Annotated in this window: 15 protein-coding genes; 10 read left to right on the forward strand and 5 right to left on the reverse strand. The window is 32.3% G+C overall.

Annotation, left to right across the window (positions count from 1 at the left end; translation table 11 throughout):
• Positions 1 to 246: 246 nt before the first annotated feature.
• The 3 genes from NST60_RS15730 (at position 247) to gloA2 (ending at position 3,383) form a co-directional block, all read left to right on the forward strand.
• Positions 247 to 1,584: an ISLre2 family transposase gene (locus tag NST60_RS15730; protein WP_169187606.1), complete on the forward strand. Its 1,338-nt coding sequence runs from the start codon at positions 247 to 249 to the stop codon at positions 1,582 to 1,584.
• 332 nt (positions 1,585 to 1,916) lie between these two features.
• Positions 1,917 to 2,879: a UDP-glucose 4-epimerase GalE gene (gene galE, locus NST60_RS15735; RefSeq protein WP_341099366.1), complete on the forward strand. Its 963-nt coding sequence runs from the start codon at positions 1,917 to 1,919 to the stop codon at positions 2,877 to 2,879.
• Between the two features lie 114 nt (positions 2,880 to 2,993).
• Positions 2,994 to 3,383, forward strand: a complete 390-nt coding sequence (gene gloA2, locus NST60_RS15740) for an SMU1112c/YaeR family gloxylase I-like metalloprotein (RefSeq protein WP_016202176.1) — start codon at positions 2,994 to 2,996, stop codon at positions 3,381 to 3,383.
• A 273-nt stretch (positions 3,384 to 3,656) separates the two neighbouring features.
• On the opposite strand, the gene NST60_RS15745 is transcribed toward gloA2, so the two are convergent.
• Both NST60_RS15745 and tagD read right to left on the reverse strand, forming a co-directional pair.
• A complete protein-coding gene (locus NST60_RS15745; RefSeq protein ID WP_341099369.1) occupies positions 3,657 to 4,832 on the reverse strand; it encodes a CDP-glycerol glycerophosphotransferase family protein in 1,176 nt (391 codons plus the stop codon).
• Positions 4,825 to 5,220 carry a glycerol-3-phosphate cytidylyltransferase gene (tagD, locus tag NST60_RS15750; RefSeq protein ID WP_016202177.1) on the reverse strand — a complete coding sequence of 132 codons (396 nt, stop codon included), beginning with the start codon at positions 5,218 to 5,220 and terminating at the stop codon, positions 4,825 to 4,827. Before tagD ends, NST60_RS15745 begins: the two co-directional genes overlap by 8 nt.
• Positions 5,221 to 5,824: 604 nt before the next feature.
• Between tagD and NST60_RS15755 the strand changes: the two genes are divergently transcribed.
• Positions 5,825 to 7,945 (forward strand): CDP-glycerol glycerophosphotransferase family protein, encoded by a 2,121-nt coding sequence (locus tag NST60_RS15755; protein ID WP_341099372.1) that lies wholly within the window; start codon positions 5,825 to 5,827, stop codon positions 7,943 to 7,945.
• 119 nt (positions 7,946 to 8,064) lie between these two features.
• On the opposite strand, the gene tagU is transcribed toward NST60_RS15755, so the two are convergent.
• Complete coding sequence (gene tagU, locus NST60_RS15760) at positions 8,065 to 8,994, reverse strand: polyisoprenyl-teichoic acid--peptidoglycan teichoic acid transferase TagU (RefSeq protein WP_212121697.1); 930 nt, start codon at positions 8,992 to 8,994, stop codon at positions 8,065 to 8,067.
• A gap of 558 nt (positions 8,995 to 9,552) precedes the next feature.
• Between tagU and galU the strand changes: the two genes are divergently transcribed.
• The 6 genes from galU (at position 9,553) to NST60_RS15790 (ending at position 19,772) form a co-directional block, all read left to right on the forward strand.
• Complete coding sequence (galU, locus tag NST60_RS15765) at positions 9,553 to 10,452, forward strand: UTP--glucose-1-phosphate uridylyltransferase GalU (protein WP_212121698.1); 900 nt, start codon at positions 9,553 to 9,555, stop codon at positions 10,450 to 10,452.
• Positions 10,453 to 10,773: 321 nt separating this feature from the next.
• A complete protein-coding gene (locus tag NST60_RS15770) occupies positions 10,774 to 14,658 on the forward strand; it encodes a PA14 domain-containing protein (RefSeq protein WP_341099376.1) in 3,885 nt (1,294 codons plus the stop codon).
• A 408-nt stretch (positions 14,659 to 15,066) separates the two neighbouring features.
• A complete protein-coding gene (locus NST60_RS15775; protein ID WP_254415725.1) occupies positions 15,067 to 15,885 on the forward strand; it encodes an ABC transporter permease in 819 nt (272 codons plus the stop codon).
• 14 nt (positions 15,886 to 15,899) lie between these two features.
• A complete protein-coding gene (gene tagH / locus NST60_RS15780) occupies positions 15,900 to 16,709 on the forward strand; it encodes a teichoic acids export ABC transporter ATP-binding subunit TagH (protein ID WP_254415724.1) in 810 nt (269 codons plus the stop codon).
• Between the two features lie 159 nt (positions 16,710 to 16,868).
• A complete protein-coding gene (locus NST60_RS15785; protein ID WP_341099381.1) occupies positions 16,869 to 18,422 on the forward strand; it encodes a glycosyltransferase family 2 protein in 1,554 nt (517 codons plus the stop codon).
• Between the two features lie 291 nt (positions 18,423 to 18,713).
• Positions 18,714 to 19,772, forward strand: a complete 1,059-nt coding sequence (locus NST60_RS15790; RefSeq protein ID WP_341099385.1) for a glycosyltransferase family 4 protein — start codon at positions 18,714 to 18,716, stop codon at positions 19,770 to 19,772.
• Positions 19,773 to 19,829: 57 nt separating this feature from the next.
• Here the strand turns inward: NST60_RS15790 and NST60_RS15795 are convergent, their stop codons facing one another.
• Together NST60_RS15795 and NST60_RS15800 are read right to left on the reverse strand one after the other, a co-directional pair.
• Complete coding sequence (locus NST60_RS15795; protein ID WP_264196251.1) at positions 19,830 to 19,964, reverse strand: hypothetical protein; 135 nt, start codon at positions 19,962 to 19,964, stop codon at positions 19,830 to 19,832.
• Positions 19,965 to 20,127: 163 nt separating this feature from the next.
• Complete coding sequence (locus tag NST60_RS15800) at positions 20,128 to 22,488, reverse strand: SpoIID/LytB domain-containing protein (RefSeq protein ID WP_341099389.1); 2,361 nt, start codon at positions 22,486 to 22,488, stop codon at positions 20,128 to 20,130.
• Positions 22,489 to 22,578 lie beyond the last annotated feature (90 nt).

The following is a 22,578-nucleotide window of genomic DNA, read 5'->3' on the forward strand; positions in this document are numbered from 1 at the left end:
AAACGTTTTCTGCTGATTCTTTTTAAAGATACTATGTTTTTCGGTTTTTGACAATAGTGTATGAGTAAAATGTTTGTGGGAGATGTTGTACCCTGTTTCTCAATGGATGGGGCGTAGATCCATCCATTGAGAAACAGGTCACCAAACGGAAGTGCGGTAGATGGAAAATAAAATCAAATGAAAAAAGGACTCTCTTCTTGTATAGTAAAGTCTGCGAAAACCACAAATACAAGGAAGAGGAGTCCTATGAAAAAAGATACCATACAATTACCCACATTAAAAGAACTGGAAAAAGATTTATTTGTTATGCTTCAAAAGACATTTGGTGAAGTTCTCACGAAGCAACTCGAAGAAATGGATCAACAGATTGCAGAAAATAGAGATAAAAAGAGATTTTACCTTCAGGATAAGCGAGCCGTAGAGATGGATACTTCATTCGGTTCTATTATCATCAATCGGAATTACTATAGGGACAGGGAAAAGGGTGGATACGTTTATCTCCTTGATCACTATTTAGAGTTTGAGGGGTCAAAAGGTTTCAGTCCCCTAGTTGAAACGATGGCAATGGAAATGGCAGTTCAAGGTACATCCTATCGTCATGCTTCCTCCATGATTGAGAAACTACTAGGTTACAAAGTAATCAGCCATGAGACTATTCGTCAACACCTTCTACAAACAGAAGTTACTTTCGTCAAGCCGACCGACCAATTGAGGAAAGTGCTCTTTGTAGAAGTAGACGGACTATATGTGAAAAGGCAACGTGGAAAACGACGTGGGCGGGAAGAAAAGATTGCTTCCGTACATGAGGGCTGGATAGTCAACGGGAAACGAACATCCTTAATCGCAAAACGTCACTATGTCCACAAAGGTAAAGAAGCGTTCTGGGAAGGATTTGAGCAGTTCTTAATAGATAATTACAACTACAATCCGAGTGAACATCACCTCGTAATTAATGGGGATGGAGCCCAGTGGATTACGGCTTGTCAGGATCACTATAAGAATGCATTCTTTGTCATCGACCGATTCCATGTAGCTCGTGAGGTTAAAACGCTTTTCAAAGGCCATAAGAGATATAGAGTCATTCGTAAGAAACTGGCTCAATATGATGCGAAAGGATTCCTAGTGGAACTTAATAGTGCAGTTGGTACTCTTGAAAACGAAAAGAAAGAAGAACGGTTAGAAGAGTTCATACAACAGCTGTCAAAATATCCTCAGGCCCTTGGAGATTATCGCGAATGGTTGAAGGAAAAAGACATAGACACAAGCCACTATCGTCCAATGGGAAGTGCGGAAGGAACGATGAGTGTATTCGCTAAACGGCTTAAAAACGGCCGCAGCTGGTGCGATAAAGGAATACAAGCATTTATTGACTTTATGGTTGGTATGAAGGATGAATTAGAAATCAAGACGATTTTAGGACGAATTAACCCTAACGATCAAACCGCTTCTGTTTCTCAGCCAAAATATTATGTGGAAAAGTTAAAGAGTTCAGTCGGAGAGCTAACAAGAAATAATTTATCATATTTAAATCGGCAAAAAGGAAAGCCGATATACCATGCTTTACAAGCCTTACGAGGTTTTTAAAAAATGAAGGAAATGAACAAAAACAAAACTAAATTGTTTAGATAACGCTTTCATTTAGGTGGGAAATATAACTAAATAAGAGGGGAGTTTTTCTATCCAAAAAAAACTCCCACAAAAACTTGACTCAATCGACAATAGTTTTTGTAGTTTTTAATATGAGAAAAAGTGATATAATGACTAGATTATTTTAATTTTTATCTGACAGAGTAAGGTATCAATATAGGTTTTTCTTTTTAAGTTATTATATTTAACTTCTTATAAGAATAATAAATGTAAAAGATGTGATAAAATAGGAAAGAGTTTAAATTGTAATTTAAAGGAGAATTATTCTTATGATTTTAGTAGTAGGTGGAGCTGGCTATATTGGTAGCCATCTAGTCAAAGAATTGGTGGAAAAGGAAGAAGTGGTAGTACTAGATAATCTTGCTACCGGACATGAGGAAGCTGTTGATTCTCGTGCAGTTTTCGTAAAAGGTGATTTAGGAAATGTGGAGGACTTAGAATCCATTTTTTCGAAGTATCCAATTAAAGCAGTCATGCATTTTGCTGCTTTTAGTCTAGTAGGTGAATCTGTTCAAGATCCGTATAAGTATTATGAGAATAATGTTGCTAATACATTAACATTATTAAATGTCATGTTAAAACATAATGTTAAAAACTTTATATTCTCATCTACTGCGGCTACATATGGAATTCCGAAGGAGGAAATAATTGTAGAAAAATCAGAAACTTCCCCTATTAATCCGTATGGAAGATCAAAATTAATGGTAGAACAAATTTTAGCTGATTTTCATACAGCTTATGGACTTAATTATGTGGTATTACGTTATTTCAATGCCGCAGGTGCTCATGTATCAGGCGAAATCGGCGAAAATCATGATCCGGAAACACATTTAATTCCGATTATCTTACAGCAATTATTGGGAGAAAGAGAGTCTATCTCTGTCTTTGGTACAGATTATCCAACAGAAGATGGGACTTGTATTCGCGATTATATCCATGTAACAGATTTAGCAAATGCTCATATAGCTGCATTAGACGCCCTATTAAATGGAACAAAGAAAGCAGAAACCTATAATCTTGGCAATGGGGTGGGCTATTCTGTAAAACAAGTAATTGAAATGTGTGAAAAGGTTACTGGTGAAAAAGCGAACGTAATTCTTGGTGATAGAAGAGCAGGAGACCCAGCAAGATTAGTTGCTTCTTCAGATAAAATATTCAGCGAACTTGGCTGGAAAGCAGAAAGAGGCTTAGAGACAATTATTGAAAGTGCTTGGAAATGGCATAATAAATAATACTGAAGGCGAAGGAATCAATACAATTTCTTCGCTTTTTTCTAACACTCCGGTCTTATTTTAGGTTGGATAGCTTGTCTCAGCAATCGTATTTAACACAAAGGGAGCTAAAAAATGTTTAATGTAAATCGTATTCATCATATAGCAATTATCTGTAGTAATTACGAAGTTTCTAAACAATTTTATGTTAATCTATTAGGTTTTAAACCACTAAACGAAGTATACAGAGAAGAAAGAGACTCATATAAGCTAGACCTTTTAGTAAATGATATTTATCAAATTGAACTTTTTTCCTTTCCTGATCCAAAGGAAAGACCAAGTTATCCTGAGGCTGCTGGCTTACGTCATATAGCATTTGAAGTGAATAACATAGAAGAAACTATACAATATTTACAATCGAACAATATTACAGTTGAAGAAATTCGGATTGATCCAATTACAGCCAAAAAGTTTTCCTTTTTTGCAGATCCTGATGGGTTACCAATTGAACTATATGAGGCTTAATTAGCATGTGCTTTTCCCTTATATTGAGAAAGGGAACAAACAGTTTGTAAAATAAATTGCTTATCTTGAGAACTTAGTAATCTCCAGCTTCCAGCTTTTATTTTCATATTTATCATCCTTTCTACTATTTTTTCTTATAGTATATATATACCGCGTTTAATTTCATTGAAAACACTAAAATTATCAACAAAAGCTGACAAGTATTTCCCGAGAAATGTCGGGAGGTGAAAAAGTGGCCTTTAGCAAATTGCAAAGACCACTTTTTTATAAATATTATTTTGTTAACCAGTTATTTATAGTTTGAACTACGTTTTTACTAGAACTACCAACTGAATACGTATTCCATTCTTGATGAAAATCTGCAATTTTTTCTAATTGAAAAGAAGAATGGTGAATGATTTCAACGATCTCTTCGGTTGAAAAAGCAATGGGACCAGGAACAAGTTCATGATAAGGTACCCAAAAACCTCGAGTCTTTCTGTATTCTTCTAAATCATAAGGATAAAAAATCATTGGCTTTTGCAAAAATGAAAATTCAAAAGGTATAGAGGAGTAGTCCGTTATTAATATGTCGGTAATAAATAATAAATCATTCAAAATAGGGTAATCAGAAAAATTATAAACAAAGCCGTTATAGTCACTAAAATCTATCTGATTATTAATGCTAGGATGAAGACGAACAAGAATGATATACTCCGATGCTAAAGCATTTTTTAAATAGGAAAGGTCTATATGAATTTGATTAGATAATTCTGCTTCATTTTCTCGAAAAGTTGGAGCATAAAGAATAATTTTCTTATTTTTTAGATTGGTATACTTTTTATAAAAGGAGCTTGTCACTTTCTCTATATGTTCTTTATCAAAAAAAATATCTGTTCTTGGTATTCCCATTTGTAGTATTTGACGGGAGGAAGCAGAGAAGGCTTCACAAAAGATAGCAGACATTTTTTCTGAACCAGAAAGAATATAGTCAAACTGTTTATAAACAGCAGCGAATCTCTCTTTCGCTTTATTTGAACGATCCTTGACACTTAAGTCTTTCCAGCCAAAAGTTTTAATTGCGCCGTTCGCATGCCAAATTTGTAATTTTTTTACATTTTTCTTGAATGTGATAGAAGATAAGAAACCATAATAATTATCTAATATAATCACTTGAGATGTTGCTAAAAAATATATTCCTTTAAGGAAAGATAAAGGATGTTTTGGAGAGAAGTGCAAAACCGTATCTCTTGTAATCCGTTCTTTAAAAAAAGGATGAGTTTTATCATCTGTTAATAAAATGCATTGGATGTTTGGGTAATTTTTCTTTAATTCCTCATAGAGATGAGCAGTATTTTCAACAAAAGACACACAAAAAACTATTTTCTTCTGTAAAGGAAATAGTTTTGCAATTCCAAATAGAAAAGAAAATAGTTTTAAGTATAAGTAAATGGCTAACTCTCTAACCATTTACTTTAAATAAGTCCTTTTTAATTTTTGTTGTGGAAATCCCAACCGTTCTTGGAAGATAAACCACTTCACAGTAATCCTTTAAGAAGTCAAATTTTCCTTCCCAATCGTCTCCCATAACAAAAATATCAATGTTATGATCTACAACATCTCTTATTTTTTGGTCCCAATCATGCTCAGGAATTACTTCATCAACATAACGAATTGCTTCTAAAATCATTTTTCGATTATCATAAGTATGGTATGCTTGCTTGTTTTTAATTGCATTAAATTCATCACTGGATAGTGCTACTGTTAAGTGATCTCCCAACTCTTTAGCTCGTTTCAAAATATTTATATGGCCCCAGTGTAATAAATCAAAGGTACCATAGGTAATTACTTTCTTCATTTTTTTCCTCCTATAATGATAGACAATTTAATAAGGATAGAATTATTCTAAAGGATGATGATTAGGTAATCCTTCTGCAACACCCTATAATCTGTATTCCATGTTTGAATCATTGGCGTTAAGTAGTAAAACTTTTTTTTTAGCTTTCCCTAATTATTTTATTTTAAAACTTTTTCCGCTTATTGACAAGTATCAGCATTGTTTTGTCATAATATGAAATATATATGCAAAATTTGTTTAAAATAAAAGTAAAGATTTTTTTTATTTATCAAATTTGTTGGATCAATTTTTTTTTAGACAGTGAGAACATCATTTAAAAAAATGCAAAAAGGTAAGGTGATACTTCACTGCAAGTATATGTGATATTAATGCCTGATAGGAGTTTAGCTATATTGATTTTATGGTTGATTGAATTCCAGCACATTGTTATATATAATGTTGGTTAGGTGTTTTATGAGATAATGTTCATAATAAGAAGTTTATTTTTTCTTTTTCAACAATTATACGCTCTTTTTTTAAGGTGTTTATGTAGAGGAGAAGAGATAAACTTATTAATTAAATAACATTATTAAATGGAATTTGCATTTTGGAGAGGGGATTCTTAATGAGTGAATCTGGGTTTAACCATAAACAAATACAAACGATTAGCATTATCCACAATATGATAAGTATTCAATTTGGATTTAAAACGAATATTTTAGAATATAATACAGCGTCGTTTCTTATTCTTAATAGAAGGACAGATGAAAAAAAGTATATTCCGTTTCATACAGAAGAAGATGAAAACAATATTGGCATTTATAAAGTCACAATAGATTTACATAAAGAAAAAGCTTTTTTTGGACAACCTGGCATCTGGGACTTATATATTGAAGTAAAATCAGAGGAAGATGATGAAAAGCGTTATCGTTTAGTAAGTAATCGCCAAGAGTTGAATTTAATTTACTATAATTATGCAGATATGGGAACAGTTTTTTATCCATATACGACTAATAAAATGAATGTTTCTCTGAAAACGACAAAAAAACCTTTTATTGCGAAAGTAGAGGATGCTTTTCTCGAAAAGGATGGTTCATTAAATATTAGCGGATATGTATTAAATACTAATCTTACTGTTAGCAATAAAGAAATAAATAAGACATTAATTATTACGAATCATTTAGATGAAGAGCAATATCGTTTGCCTTTAGAAAATATAAAGAGAACAGATTTAACGGAATTGTATGGGGATGGGATACGAAACTATGATGAGATCGGCTTTAAAGGTACTATTGATTTAAAAAATTATTTGCATACATCTGAATTATTATATTTCCGATTTTATATTGAGTTATCATCTATTGAAAATGGAGAAGAGGTAGTTACAGTTAGTCCAAGATTAACTTTTAATCCTTTTAACCCACTACACTCGAGAAGAGCGAAGGTTATAAAAATTGATGGAATAGATAGAAGGATTTTTATTAAAAAAACAAAGGTAAAGAGCTATCTTTCCGTTAAAGTATATGTGTATAATCGTTCGAAAGAGTGGAAAAGTAGAATTAGAAGGAAAATGACGGATATAAAGAGAAGCAGGAAGATAAAGATACTTTACAAAAAAGTCTTTAAGTTGCTCGGGTATGCTCCAGTTCGTAAAAAATCTGTTGTATTTGAAAGCTTTGCTGGAAAGCAGTTTAGCTGTAATCCGAGAGCAATATTTGAATATATGAAGGAATATAATCCTGAATATAAAATGTACTGGAGTGTTGATAAAAAGTACATGAAAAATTTCGAAGGCAGAAATTTAAATATTGTGCCCCGTTTTTCTATCAAATGGTTATTTATTATGGCAAGAGCACAATATTGGGTGAGCAATAGCCGTTTACCTTTATGGATTCCGAAACCAAAGCATACAACTTATCTACAAACATGGCATGGTACGCCACTGAAAAAATTGGCTGCTGATATGGACGAAGTGCATATGCCTGGTACAAATACAGTTAAATATAAGAATAACTTTTTAAAAGAAGCATCTAATTGGGACTATTTAATTTCTCCTAATGCTTATTCTACGGAAATTTTTAAAAGAGCATTCGACTTTAATAAAACAATGATTGAATCTGGCTATCCTCGAAATGATGTGTTGCATGTAGATAATACGAAAGAAAATATAGAAGCCTTAAAACAAAAGTTTGCATTACCGATGGATAAGAAGGTAATTCTTTATGCACCTACTTGGAGAGATAATCAATTTTATGGAAGAGGCAAATACAAATTTGATTTAGAATTAGATTTAAATATGCTTCGTGAACAGCTTGGAGAAGAGTATATTGTATTATTAAGGATGCATTATTTGGTGGCAGAAAACTTTGATTTAACACCATATACAGGGTTTGCATTTGATTTTTCAAATTATGAAGATATTAGAGAGCTTTATTTAGCTTCTGATATTTTGGTAACTGATTATTCTTCCGTGTTTTTTGATTATGCAAATTTAAGAAGACCAATGATATTCTTTGTATATGACATTGAAGATTATCGAGATAATTTACGTGGTTTTTATTTTGATTTTGAGAAAACTGCTCCAGGTCCACTTGTGAAAACGACAGAAGAAGTTATTGAGTCAATCAGAGATGCAGAAGTAAGTCCTATAAGTGATAAATTCAATGATTTTTATGATAAGTTTTGCTACTTAGAGGCTGGGAAATCTGCTGAAAGAGTAGTGGAAGAGGTTTTTAACAAAAGATAAGAATTCAAAAGCAGAATATTAGAGGCAATAAAAAAAGAGCTGGGTAGGTCTTTTTTTATTGCCTTATTTTTTATCCTACTCTTAAAGGGCAGTAAGACCCCCGTTGATGAAATTCTTCTTTATTGTACGTCCAAATGTTCTTTTAACTCATTTTGAATTTTAGTTTTTTCTGCATCGTCCACAATTAAATACCATACTTTATTAATTGTTTGTCCAGAACCATTGATGGTTAACTGCTCGATATTGCTAGCGGCTGCTTTATATTTAGATTGAATGTCGATCATTTCATCAAAAGTGATATTTGTTTTGATGTTTTTGCTTAATGCTTCAAAAATTGAATCGAAGTTTGTTAAAGAATTTAAGCTAGCTCCTTCTTTAATAACAGCTTGGATAATTAGTCTTTGTCTTAACTGTCTACCAAAGTCACCTCTTGGATCATCATAACGCATTCGGGAAAATTTCAATGCATCCTCGCCATTTAGATTAACAGGGCCTTTAGCAAAGTGAACCCCTTCGTAAGTGAAATCTAAATCATTTTCTACCGTTACCCCGCCAACAGAATCAACAATATCTTTAAAGCCTTCCATATTAATTTGCATATAGTAATCAATAGGTATATCAAGGAAGTTTTCTACTGTATCCATCGACATTGGAACACCACCAAATGCATATGCATGATTGATTTTGTCTGTAGTGCCGTGTCCCACAATTTCTGTACGAGTATCACGAGGTATGCTTAGCATTTTAACAGATTTTTTATCAGGATTTACCGTAAGTACGATCATTGTATCCGATCTTCCTGAGTCTCCATCACGTTCATCCACACCTAACATTAAAACAGAGAATGGCTCTTTGTCCCCAAGGCTCAAAGTATCGGTTCTTTTTGAAGTCTGTCTTTCAATTGGCTCATGCATATTATTCACAGCAGTGGAAAGAGAATGCCATACAGTATACAGATATATTCCTATTCCAATAACAAGGAGAAGAAGAATAATACCCGTGACTTTTAACCATTTTCTCTTCTTTTTTTTCGGCTTATTTCTACTCATTTAACAATATCCTCCATATCTTGACAAAAAATGATAAACTTATTTAAAGAATAGCAGAAATCATCTCTACTGAACATTCTTTTTTAGTATAGGATGAAAAGAACTAATGTTCTTTTTAATAGTAAATAATAGCACTTCTATTTTACATTCATATTCATAAGGAATATTTTGTGATTAGTAAGTGTTAATCATGGATAAACTTTTCCTATACTATTAAATAAAATGAGAGCTCTTGAACAATTTTTATCTTATTATTTGAGGATACATTAAGAATTATCCCCCAAAGCTATTTTTAATAGCATTATTTAGTTAAGCTTAGTTCAAAAGTATTCTATTAATAGATGATGATATACTGATACCTGAATATATAGACGACCTTTTTAAAAGAAAAGTTGCAAAAGATAGCGTTTACACCATTTTTTTCTGAGCAGATAAGATGAAATTGATAGAAATACAATAAAATAGGTCCAATAATAGTGCTTTTCTAATGATTGAAGTATACTAAATAGTAGTAGCAAGTGACGCACTAAAAATTTATTTATAAGAGAGGTATTTTTTATGAGTAAAGTAAAAAAAGCGATTATTCCTGCTGCAGGATTAGGAACTAGATTTTTGCCAGCAACAAAGGCGATGCCAAAAGAGATGTTGCCAATCGTTGATAAGCCAACGATTCAATATATTGTGGAAGAAGCAATAGCCTCAGGAATCGAGGATATTATTATCGTTACTGGGAAAGGAAAAAGAGCTATTGAAGATCACTTTGATAATGCTTTAGAATTAGAAGAAAATTTAATTGCAAAAGAAAAATTTACTTTGTTAGAAAAAGTGAAGGAATCTTCCAATGTAGATATCCATTATATACGACAAAAAGAACCAAAAGGTTTAGGGCATGCTGTTTGGTGCGCGAGAAATTTTATCGGGGATGAGCCGTTTGCCGTATTGTTAGGAGACGATATTGTTGATAGCGAAAAACCATGTCTAAAGCAATTGATGGATCAATATGATCAAACCCTTTCTTCTGTCATTGGTGTACAAGTCGTACCTGACTCGGAAACGCATCGATATGGAATAATAGACCCCTTACCAGATACAGGTAGAAGATATCAGGTAAAGAAATTTGTTGAAAAACCTAAACAAGGAACTTCGCCGTCTAATTTAGCCATTATCGGAAGATACATATTTACACCACAGCTGTTTCACTTTCTTGAGTCACAGGAAATTGGCACTGGAGGAGAAATCCAACTAACAGATGCAATTGAAAAACTAAATAAAATTCAACGTGTATTTGCTTATGAATTTGAAGGAAATCGTTATGATGTCGGTGAACAATTCGGTTTTATTCAAACTACAATTGAATTAGGGTTAAAACGTACAGATATAAATGCACAATTAAAAAGTTATATATTAGAGCTTGCTGAAAGATTAAAAGAAAAGGAAAAAAATAAACTTTCTAAGTGAGTGTTTAGATAAATTAATGAAATAAAATTCTTTTTAATAATAGCGAAAGACTGCCTTCATTATAGGGGCAGTTTTTTTGTCGTCTTTTTATAATAAAGACTTTTAGTAGGTATTTTAAACTACTTATTTTGCATAGTGAAATTTTATGAAAATGAAAATTTTGACAAGAATCGCTAAAAAATAGATAAAATTACCCATTATTTTTTGTCGAATGCTCTTAACATATTTACCATTTTACTAGATAATAGAAATATAGAAAAAATAGTTAGGAGTGAGTGGAAAATAGAAACTCGAATATTTTGGAGAATAGCAGGTACATCTTTGTTTTTATGTTTTCTTTTGTTTATAATTTCACCCCAAATGAACATAAAAGCAGCAGAGAATACATGGTCCTCCAATTTTTACAATAATAAAAACTTAACAGAAACACCTGTTTCCAAATTGTATGACAATATACGATTTAATTGGGGGAAAAACGAGCCTTTAGCAGGAATCAATAAAGATAATTTTTCAGCTAGTTTTGAAAAGAATATAAGTATTTCCGATTCTCAAAAAGATTATTATTTTCACACATATGCTGATGATGGTGTGCGTATGTATTTGGATAATCAAATAAAAATCGATCGATGGACAAGTTCGAGTGGAAATTACTTAGCAGCTCCAATGACTAATTTGTCCCCAGGTAATCATACAATAAAAACGGAATACTATGAGGGAGCTGGCAATGCTGTATTATTTGCAGATATGCTTCCTTTTGGATCATGGATTGGTTATTTCTACAACAATGAAAAATTCAGCGGTAATCCAGAAGATGCTCTAGTATACACTCCAGACAAAAATGGCGATTTAAGCTTTGATTATCAGTATGATAAGCCCAATGTGAAAGGTATTGGATCCAATCATTTTTCAGCTAAATTGTTTACGTATAAAAAATTACCAGCAGGAAATTATCTTCTGCAAACAAAGCATGATGATGGTACTCGTATCTATATTGATGGGCAATTAGTTTTAGATAGTGATCGAGTTTCTCAAGATACTAGATTAATTACAATCGAGAATAACCAAGGAAATGATGTTCATGAGATTCGCATTGAATACGTAGAGAAAACAGGAAAAAGTTATTTGCAATTCTCTCTAAAATCTGTTCAAGACGTATTATCGACATCTACTTGGTTTTCATCTTATTATAATAATACGAACGTTTCAGGAAATGCATTTGTTTCATCTGGAATAAAAGAGATTAAATATAATTGGGGAAATTCAGCACCAAATTCTAGTATTAACAAAGATAATTTTTCAGCCTCATTTTATAAGCTCTTAAATAAAGGAGATTACTTTGTTTATTCATATGCTGATGATGGAGTTAGAGCAAAAATTAATAACTCAATCTTGTTTGATCGTTGGTCAGGAAGCTCGGGTAAAGCAAATAAAGCATTAATCACTAACCTTAATGAAAATAATAACGTCTTTCAATTAGATTACCTTGAAAAGTCAGGAAAAGCTCTTATTAATGCTGATGTTCTTCCATTAGGACAATGGCTAGGCTACTATTATTCTAATAATAGCTTAAAAGGTGCGCCAGCTAATAAAGCGGTAATAAAGGGTGACGAAAAAGGAGCATTTAGTTTTGATTATGGGAAGAACGCTCCGATATCAGCTATACCGAAAGATAACTATTCTGCCAGTTTTACTACTGCATTAAGGCTTGAACAAGGAGAATATGTTATCCGTTCTGTGGCTGATGATGGAATTCGTGTTTATGTGGATGATAAATTAGTAGTAAATCGATGGAGCTCTGCAAATTCAAAGGAAGATGCGTATAAAATTAATATAAGTGATAGAAATGATGAAGCAGATTCATCTAAAAGAAATATTCATTGGATAAGGGTAGAGTATCTTGAGAAAACAGGAAATTCAAAATTGAATTTTGATATTAAACCTATTAATCAAGTAGTTACTAGCCAGGAATGGATGAATATTTTTTACCCAAATACTAATTTATCGGGCACTGGAACAGTTATAGGTGGCTTGAATTCGAAGAATAAGGTTTCAAGCATCCAGTATCAGTGGAAAAAAGATGCTCCTTTAGCTGGAATTCCAAAAGATAATTTTTCAGCATCATTCTTGCGGAAAGTTTCAGGAAGCAGTGATTATTTTGTTTCTACATTTGCAGATGATGGCATTCGTGTCAAATTTGATAATAAAACTTTGATTGATCGTTGGAAAAGTTCTAGTGGTACTTTTGATAAAGCAATTGTAAGAGGGGTAAGCACTGGAGAACATATTACTCAAATAGATTACTTAGAGAAATCAGGGAACGCCTATGTGTTTTCTGAAATTCAGCCGTTAGGTAATTGGATCGGGTATTACTATAATAATAAGAATCTCTCAGGTACTCCTGTGACATCAAATGTTATCAATAATTCTAATTCAAACACGCTCACACAGAATTATGGGAAAAATGCACCGATTTCTAAAGTAAATAAGGATAATTTTTCAGCTAAATTTGTAACTGCTAAGAGAATGAACGCAGGCGAATATATTATTAGGGGATTATCTGATGATGGTGTAAGAGTGTATCTTGATGGAAGACTCGTTATTGATAATTGGAAAAATGGTTCTTATCGTGAAAAAGCAACAAAGGTAAAAATAGATAATGTAGATGGTGATAATATCCACTGGATTGAAGTAAGATATTATGACAACACGTCAACTGCTAAATTCCAAGTTTCTATTCAGCCATACAATGAACAAAATATGCTTGATGGGACTTGGTATGCAGAATATTATCCAGAGGTAATAGATAAAAATCAAGCACCTTCTTATAAAGTAACAGATTCAAAGAGAAATGTTGTCATAGGAGGAAAGGATTCTCTAAATAAAATCTACGATATCGATTTTAATTGGAAAAAAGGATCTCCTGATAATGCAATTCCTTCTGATAAATTTTCAGCTGTTTATAAAAAAGTGCTTAACGTTACAGAGAACACTAACTATAATTTTAAGCTTAAAGCAGACAATGGAGCAGTACTTGAGGTTGATGGTAAAGTTCTAATCGATGCTTGGAATGGTAATATCGGAAAAGAAAATGAAGTAATCGGTTATTATCTTCCAAAAGGAAAGCATACTTTTGTCATTAAATACTATGAGGGAAGTGGCGATGCATATCTTTCTTTTGATATGGAAAAGTCAAAGGCAATTACAAAGACTTATAGCTACTTGAATACCACATTAAATGATGCTGTTAATATTCAACTGAGCAAAAGTGCACAAACTGATAAAAAATATAAAGCATATATGAGAGAAGACGCTTTTAAATATGTTAGCAGTAGTGTCGATTATGGCATTATAAACAGCGGTACATGGAATGTTAGAGGTGGAACTAATACAAGCAGTTGGGTTATAGGTACCTTTAAAGGGGATTATAAAATTACCATTCTATCAAAAACAGCAAAGAAAGATAGTGATGGAATGTTTTGGTATGATATTGACTTTTATAAATATTCTGTACCGGTCGGCCAAGTTAAACCAGATATAACACCAAAATATACGGTGAAATACAATACTTGGGTAAATGCTAGTCCTACGGATATTAGTTACTATATGAACCCAAGTAATTTTGAGAATGATGATAAACAGAAACTACAATTCTTATTATTATCTTCAAGTGCGAATCTTAATTCAAAAGAAGTCAATGATAAAATACTCAAAAATAAGGGGATTTTATCTGGAAAAGGAAGCTCATTCAATGAGGCCGGAGAAAAATATGGTATTAATGAGATTTATTTGATTTCTCATGCTCTATTAGAAACTGGAAATGGGACTTCAAGCTTGGCAACTGGTATTAAGGTATCTTCTGTTGATGGAAAGGCAGTTACTCCAAAAACTGTATATAATATGTATGGTATTGGTGCAGTTGATGGCTCTGCACTTAAGAGTGGATCCGAATATGCATATAAGATGGGGTGGACTACTCCAGAGAAAGCGATAATAGGCGGTGCTGAATTTATAGGGAAGAATTATATTAATAATATTACTTATAAACAAGACACTCTTTATAAAATGCGCTGGAACCCTAGTAAACCAGGTGAACATCAATATGCTACAGATATAGGATGGGCGAGTAAACAAGTAAGCAGTATGTACAATTTATATAATATGTTAACATCCTATCGAATGGAATTAGAGATACCTAAATATAAATAAAAAACTAATTAGACGTGTATTCTATGCAGTATTGTATTCGCTGCATAGAATATTTTTTTATTGCTACGGATTTTTTAAAAAATTTTGGGTAGTAATTGTAATTGAACTAGTAATTTTTTCTATTGAATTAGAGGAAATCAAGCGATTTATTATAAGGTTTGAAATCTATCTTTTTTCTTTATATAATGTTTGATAGATTGTATTGGTTAAGATTGAAAAAAATTAACATTTTAAAATATGTGGAAAGGATGTATAGTATTAATGGCATTGTAATTTATGCCAAAGTATGTTTAATTTTAAACAAAGAATAAGATTAATATTACTGAAAATAAATATATTTAGTGTAATCCCATTTATTTTGGTGAAAAATAGAAATGGGAACAGCTTAAAGAAAGGTACTATAAGATTATGGCTTCTATCGTTAAAGTATTAAAAGAGCAATTTAATCATTTTCATTTAATTAGAAGACTATCCCTTTATGAATTAAAAAGTGCAAATAGGAATAACTATTTAGGGATTTTATGGGAATTGATCAATCCAGCAATCCAAATTGCTATTTATTGGTTTGTGTTCGGTTTTGTACAAAAGAGACGTGGTGTGGAAGGAGCTAATGGAGAGGTATTTCCTTATTTTATTTGGATGCTTGCAGGTATTACACTTTGGTTTTTTATCTATCCTGCCATTACAAAAAGCTCTAAATCTATCTATACACGTTTAAGAATGGTTTCTAGAATGAACTTTCCCTTAAGTGTTATACCGTCTTATGTCATTATGTCTTTACTGTATCCACAGTTATTACTAATGGTCATAGTAATCGTTATTTATCAGTTTATTGGGTATCCAATTTCAATATACTATTTGCAAATTCCATATTTCTTATTTGCGGCAATTATGTTTTTGTTTGCCCTTGCTTTAATAACATCTACAATCTCCACAATTATAAGAGATTTTCAGATGCTTTTACAGTCTTTAATGAGGGTTCTGTTGTATCTTACTCCTATTTTATGGCCAGCAAATCACTTAGGTGAAAAGTTTGAAAAAATTATGCAAATTAACCCGCTTTATTATTTAATGGAAGGTTATCGTTATGCCTTGTTGGGACAAGGGTGGTTTATAACGGAGCACCCAGGAATGACGATATATTTCTGGAGTGTAGTACTTATATTGCTTCTTGTTGGGACGTATATGCACGTTAGATTTAGAAAACACTTTATTGACTTTTTATAATTGGAAGTGGTTTAATGGAAAAATCAGTTATTGTTAAAAATTTAACAAAACGATATAAATTATATGAAAATAATGGCGATAAATTAAAAGATATTTTCTTGCCTAGAAGCTATGGGGAACCATTTTATGCATTAAGTAATATAAATTTTGAAGCAGATCATGGTGATGTTATAGGTTTTGTTGGCGTAAATGGATCAGGTAAGTCTACTCTATCGAATATTATTGCAGGTATTGTTCCGCCGACAGAGGGAACAGTAGAAATTGATGGACAAGCCTCTTTAATTGCCGTAGCTGCTGGTGTGAACAATGAGCTTACGGGCAGAGAAAATATTGAATTGAAATGTTTGATGCTTGGTTTTTCAAAGGAACAAATAAAAGAGCTGGAACCGGGAATTATTGACTTTGCTGAATTAGGAAAGTTTATTGATCAGCCTGTGAAATCATACTCAAGTGGAATGAAATCACGATTAGGCTTTGCTATTTCCGTAAATACGAATCCAGATGTTTTAATTATTGATGAGGCGCTATCAGTTGGCGATAAAGCTTTTGCTGAGAAGTGTTTAGCTAAAATGGATGAATTCAAAAAAAGTGGAAAAACAATGTTCTTTGTTAGCCATTCCATTGGACAAATGAAAAAGTTTTGTCAAAAGGGAATATGGTTAGAACATGGGCAACTGAAAATGGAAGGGAAAATCGATGAAGTTATCCCTGCCTATGAAGAATTTTTAGCCAAGTATAAAAAAATGAGTGATAAAGAAAAAAGGGAATTTAGGGAACAGGGCTTTAAAAAGCAAAGTGACCCTGAATATATTGGTAAAATATAGACCGCCATACAAGGCGGTTTCTTATTTGTGTAAATTTGTTTTAGTTTGGGAAATATGTGGAATAATAATGGAAAATTACTTTTTATTGGTATATGATGAATTGTAGACATAATGGTTAATTTTATTGAAAAATACATATGAATTGGGGAGGTTAATGGAATGACTGAATCCTATAACCGAAATAGCTTTGAAAAAGCAAATGATATTAATTACAATAATGATGGATATTATGTATATGAAAAAAAGGCAAATATCTTAGGGATATTTAAGAAAAAAATGGACAAATTAGTTACAGTTGTTACTCCGGTTTATAATGCAGAAGAAAATTTAAAGAAAACGGTTGATTCTGTTATTAATCAAACTATAGACTTCAATCTAGTTGAGTATATCCTCGTAGATGACGGTTCTACAGATAATTCGCGACCTATCTTGTTAGAATATGCAAAAAAATATCCGAATAGTATTAGAGTTGTATTCTTGGAGAAGAACACTGGTACCCCTGGACACCCAAGAAATTTAGGAATACAATTATCAACTTCGCCATATGTTACATTTTTAGATGCTGATGATTGGTTGGAAGCAGATGGATTGCAAACAATGTATTCCATTTTAAAAGAGACAAATGATGATTATGTTGTAGGAAAAACAATACAAGTGGAAAGTAAATCAACAAAGATTGTTGGAGAGCATGAATCATGTATGGAAAGAAGAAGTGTTCTTCCAACTTCCATTCCACATATCTTCCAACATTTAGGGCCAAGAGCTAGAATGGTAAAGACGTCTTTATTAAAGGAAAATAATATTAAGTATCCAGAGATGAAATTTGCAGAGGATAAGCAATTTTTTATTGATGTCTTAGTCAACGCAAAAGCAATTTCCACTACAACCAAAACAATTTATTACTTAAATCGTTTAGATGAAAATAATGCTTCTCTTACAAAACAAACAGATATTATGCATAAAATGGATACTAATATCCGAGTTATTAATTATGTTAAAGGGAAGCAATTAGATGTGCAGATAGAAAAGATGATATTAAATAGATTATATGAATTTGACTGTATTACGAGATTTTTTAATAGACAGCATTTCTTTAAAAGTAAAAATAAGGGTGCTTACTTTAAAAAATTTGCAGAGGTAGTGGAAACTACTAAGAATTTAAATTATGATATCACTAATCAATTTTTTCATCACATCAATAAAGCTGCTTATCAGATGTACTTAAATGGTGAATATGACCAATTAGCGCAATTGTTTATGTGGGATAAAAGTCAAAAAGTGAAGGAGATTATCGTTAATGATAATTTACCTTATATGATTACTCCTGTTGCTGGGTATGAACATATAAGGATATCCATGGCAGCGTTTTTTGAAGATGGAAGGTTTGAAGAAGATGGTTATAGAGTTAAATTCAATATTTATGGAGACTATACTGAAAATATCAATGAATTAATTTTCCGAAATCGAAGTAATCCAGAAGATCAATATTCTTTTTCTATTTCTAAAGTGGATGAGTATCTCTATGAATCGTTCTTGCCGAACTCGGCATTAATACAGTTAGCAAAAGGAAGCTATGGGATATTTATAAAGTATAATGACTATCAAAAAATTAATATAAACCGAATAGATCCTCATCAAAAGGAGCTAGATAAAAAATCTTTTCATTTTTATACAACCATTAACTCTAACTTAGGGTTAAATGTTAGCAAATAATAATAATAAAAGTGGCTACGCAATAGCCACTTTTTCTTACATGAAAATAAGTTGTTTTGAAGTTGCTAGTAGAAAGAAAATAACTTTAGATAAGTTGAAACCTTCTGGACTTTTTTACGTCTTATATTATGATAGTTAATAAAGCAATTATTTTTTTGTAATATAAATGTAAAAAAAGATAGTGATTAAAGAGACCAAGTATCTCATAAATATGCTATAATAAATTTCGATATTGTAAGGAAAGACAGATGCCTACAAATGTGCGTTTTAAGGGCATTAGGGAGGATCTACATGATTTATATAATGCTTGTTGTATGTTTTATCGCTTCTATCTTGCTTACTCCTCTAGTTAAAAAGCTAGCATTTAAATTAGGAGCAATGGATAAACCAGAACGACGTAAAGTACATCAGAAAGTTATGCCTCGTATGGGTGGTTTAGCAATATATATTAGTTTTGTTATCGGAGCATTAGTTATTAATCCTGATAAGGCCTATCATTATCCGATTTTACTTGGTAGTGCCATTATCATCGTAACAGGTATGCTGGATGATATTTATAATCTTTCAGCTAAAGTAAAATTTCTAGCCCAAACATTAGCGGCAGTTATCGTTGTAATTTGGGGTGGAGTACAGGTAGAATTTATCAATCTTCCTTTTGGAGGAAAATTGGAGTTCGGATTCTTAGATATTCCAATTACGATCCTTTGGATTGTTGGGATAACGAATGCGATGAACTTGATAGATGGGTTAGATGGGCTTGCCTCAGGAGTATCTAGCATCGCTTTATTTACGATCACTGGAATGGCCATGATAATGGGTAATGGATATGTAATAGCGATTTCATCGATCGTGTTAGCAGCTACATTAGGCTTCTTACTCTTTAATTTCTATCCAGCTAAAATATTTCTTGGAGACACAGGAGCACTATTTCTCGGCTATATAATAGCAGTCATGTCATTATTAGGCTTTAAAAATGTTACGTTAATTTCCTTTGTTATTCCTGTGATTATTTTGGGAGTTCCAATTTCAGATACTTTTTTTGCTATCATTCGTCGTTTAGTTAATAAGCAGCCTTTGATGGCACCTGATAAATCACATTTGCATCATTGCTTACTAAATATTGGTTTTACCCATAGACAAACGGTGATTATTATTTATGCAATGGCTTCCTTTTTTGGATTGGTTGCAGTAATATTCTCTCAAGCGAAAGTATGGGGGGCAATGTTGTTAATTGTAACAGTACTGCTAATTATTGAACTAATAGTAGAAAAAATAGGTTTAGTAGGAAAGAATTATAAACCCATTTTAAAATTTATTAATGATATAAGATATTCAACAGAAAAAAAATAAGAAAAGTCGGGAACACCATTTTGTGTAGGTATTCCCGACTTTTTAATTTAAATCCAATTATGTTAAATTGCTGTCTTGTTCAGAGATAGAATCTATTTCCTCCCCATCTTCATCATCAAGATGAAATATATCACTATCATAATGCTTTAAGCTTTCAGGAGTAATTTTATTAAACATCCCTAATTTTTTCACATTTATCCCTCACTTAGCGAAATAATCCTATGCCGATAGTAATAGTATGTACAGAATTACAAAGTTTTAATAATATTTCTATGAGAGGAGAATAAAAAGTTGAGAAAACCTAGGGTTAAAATAATAAAGCACAGAGACAATGGCTCTGTGCTTTATCGTTTTCTTATTTTACATTTTTTACATATTGTGCCGATACATAACCAGTGACTTTCCCATATTTGATTTTATACCATGAACCGCTTTTTGCGTATATGGTTACTTTCTGATTATTAGGGACTGTTCCAACCCTTTTGGAAGAGGGGGATGCCTTTTGTCTTATATTTAGTTTTGAAGCTTTTACAGTCCCTGTCTTCACTTTATATAAGCTAAACTTTTTAGTTGCTGTTTTCTTTAGTTTGCTTCCATTTACAGACTCTACAGAAACTGAATAACTACCATCACCTGTGTTTCCGACACTCCAAGTGAATGAATGAGTTCCTGCATTCAATGACTTATTTACACCCAAGGTTTTCACCGTTTTTCCTTTACTGTTCAAGATTTTTACCGTTGTTGCTGTCGATTGATTGACGTGAAAGCTAGTCTTTATCTTGTTTCCGCTTGTATCATAGCTAGCCTTTATATCTTTAATTGTCGGGGCAGTCGCTTTCTTCAGGGTGAAATTTTGTTTGACTGTTCTTTCTTTGCCGCTACTATTAACTGCTTTAATTGTTAATGTGTACGTTTCATCTTTAACATTACGGACATCCCATTTATAAGTAGATGTTCCAGCAGCCATAGATTTATTGCTAGCTAATGTTTTGACTACCTTATTCTTGCTGTCTAAAATCGTAACCGTTGTTGTTGTCGGTTGATTGATAGAAAAGAATGCATTAATGGTGTTTGCTTTTGCATCATACACTGTTTTGATTGAATTAATAGTGGGTACGTCAATTTTTATGATTTGGAATCCAATAGTACTTGTTACTTTATTGTTCGCACTGTCTGTTGTGATGATTTCTGCTGTGTAACTGCCATTAGTCCAGCTTGAAACATTGGCATTATAAACAAAATTTCCAGCCTGCAACAATCCGTTATTTAAAAGGGTCGTCATTACTTTACCATTTTTATCTTTTATTCTAACGACTGTATTAGCTGTTTTAGTTAGCGTAAAACCAACGTTAACGATATTCTTCGCTTGATCAAACATAGCTTTACTATCTTTTATTTCAGGAGCTAAAATAGCAGCTTTACTATATTCTGTTACTAGTTGTGTTCCAGGATAATAAAACGCTAAAATTGTGGTGTGCTTTTGTCCGGCATTTGCACGATTATTTGCTCCATATTGGCTTAGTCCAACCCCATGACCAAATCCTCTACCGGCTATACTGTGTATGTCAGTAGTAGAAGCGCTTTTGGTTACGAGATAACTTTTAACATAATTCAGACCGATCATTGCTCTTACTTTAGATGCTGCAATATTTGTCTGATTAATTTCTTGCAAAATTAGTTCTCCATTGGAGTCCTTCATATTTTTTACATAAAATTGAATGGATATGGTACCTGAGTTTACTCTTTTCGTGGTAGAAGGATTATTAAAAGCTAATGTAGGAATACGAATAATTTTGATGTCTTTATCTTTATAACCATTTTCGTTTAACCATGTTTTAATATTAGTAATAATAGCAATGTCTTTTTCAGTAACTTTATTCCACCAAGTATCTGGATTTGCCAAATCCTTATCTTTCATATCTATTTGTGTCGTTTGAACGTTGAAGTTCCAAGTATAGCTTGTATCAAAAGGATCTGCGGCATTCATTAAATAGGCAAAATCATTTCCCCATACGTTATTAGCTGAATCCATTAATCCACCATTGCTGGCAGAGAAAACAGTGTCAATTAAGCGATTATTATATTTTAAGACTTGCCCAGTAGTAGCTTCCACTGCAGCATCTGAATTAGGATGAGAATCATTTAATCCGCCGTAAACTTGATGATTAATTGTATCTGTAATGGTCTTGCCGCCATAATTCCAAGAATAGGTACGAGCAGCAACTGCCTGTGTTTTTAAGGCTTCTATATTCCAGGAAGCAGGCATTTCACTGGGAACAACGCCTTTAAGATATTCTTCCATACCGATGGTGTTAATTGGACGAATAAAGTTTGCTCCGTTAATTGTTTCGATAATAAACTCGAATGAACCTTTGTATTTTCTATTATTAATAGTTAGATAATCATCAGGATTTGATGGAGCTAAAGAAAACGATCCTGATTCCAGAACGAGCGAGCTTCCCTGATATAATTTAAGTTTTGTTTGTTCTAATTTAAGGGTATATTCAGTAGTGTTAGCTAAGAAAACTTTTCCATCCTCTGTCTTATATGTTCCAGAAGGTTTCACGATAATTTGTGTTTTGTTTCCTAGGTAATTTTTTAGCATGACATGTACTTGTGGTTCACTGCTACTTGCTGCATAGGAATGATGTTCAAAGGCTGGGAATAGAGAAATAAATAAGAATAATGATATGAACAATGATAGTTTTTTTTTCATTATCATTTCTCCTTTATCTAATTGTCATGGATTATCTGCAATGAATTGGAATAACTTGTTTAAAAGTGAGGAGAAAAAGATTACATTTCT

The sequence above is a fragment of the Niallia sp. FSL W8-1348 genome, from assembly GCF_038006745.1.
Lineage (GTDB): Bacteria > Bacillota > Bacilli > Bacillales > Cytobacillaceae > Niallia > Niallia alba.

What these genes read in the sequence shown, in the direction of transcription:
- NST60_RS15800 (WP_341099389.1), bottom strand. Translation starts at nt 22,488, where the DNA reads ATGAAAAAAAAACTATCATTGTTCATATCATTATTCTTATTTATTTCT.
- NST60_RS15775 (WP_254415725.1), top strand. Translation starts at nt 15,067, where the DNA reads ATGGCTTCTATCGTTAAAGTATTAAAAGAGCAATTTAATCATTTTCAT.
- NST60_RS15785 (WP_341099381.1), top strand. Translation starts at nt 16,869, where the DNA reads ATGACTGAATCCTATAACCGAAATAGCTTTGAAAAAGCAAATGATATT.
- NST60_RS15790 (WP_341099385.1), top strand. Translation starts at nt 18,714, where the DNA reads ATGATTTATATAATGCTTGTTGTATGTTTTATCGCTTCTATCTTGCTT.
- galE (WP_341099366.1), top strand. Translation starts at nt 1,917, where the DNA reads ATGATTTTAGTAGTAGGTGGAGCTGGCTATATTGGTAGCCATCTAGTC.
- tagD (WP_016202177.1), bottom strand. Translation starts at nt 5,220, where the DNA reads ATGAAGAAAGTAATTACCTATGGTACCTTTGATTTATTACACTGGGGC.
- galU (WP_212121698.1), top strand. Translation starts at nt 9,553, where the DNA reads ATGAGTAAAGTAAAAAAAGCGATTATTCCTGCTGCAGGATTAGGAACT.
- gloA2 (WP_016202176.1), top strand. Translation starts at nt 2,994, where the DNA reads ATGTTTAATGTAAATCGTATTCATCATATAGCAATTATCTGTAGTAAT.
- tagH (WP_254415724.1), top strand. Translation starts at nt 15,900, where the DNA reads ATGGAAAAATCAGTTATTGTTAAAAATTTAACAAAACGATATAAATTA.
- NST60_RS15730 (WP_169187606.1), top strand. Translation starts at nt 247, where the DNA reads ATGAAAAAAGATACCATACAATTACCCACATTAAAAGAACTGGAAAAA.
- tagU (WP_212121697.1), bottom strand. Translation starts at nt 8,994, where the DNA reads ATGAGTAGAAATAAGCCGAAAAAAAAGAAGAGAAAATGGTTAAAAGTC.
- NST60_RS15755 (WP_341099372.1), top strand. Translation starts at nt 5,825, where the DNA reads ATGAGTGAATCTGGGTTTAACCATAAACAAATACAAACGATTAGCATT.
- NST60_RS15745 (WP_341099369.1), bottom strand. Translation starts at nt 4,832, where the DNA reads ATGGTTAGAGAGTTAGCCATTTACTTATACTTAAAACTATTTTCTTTT.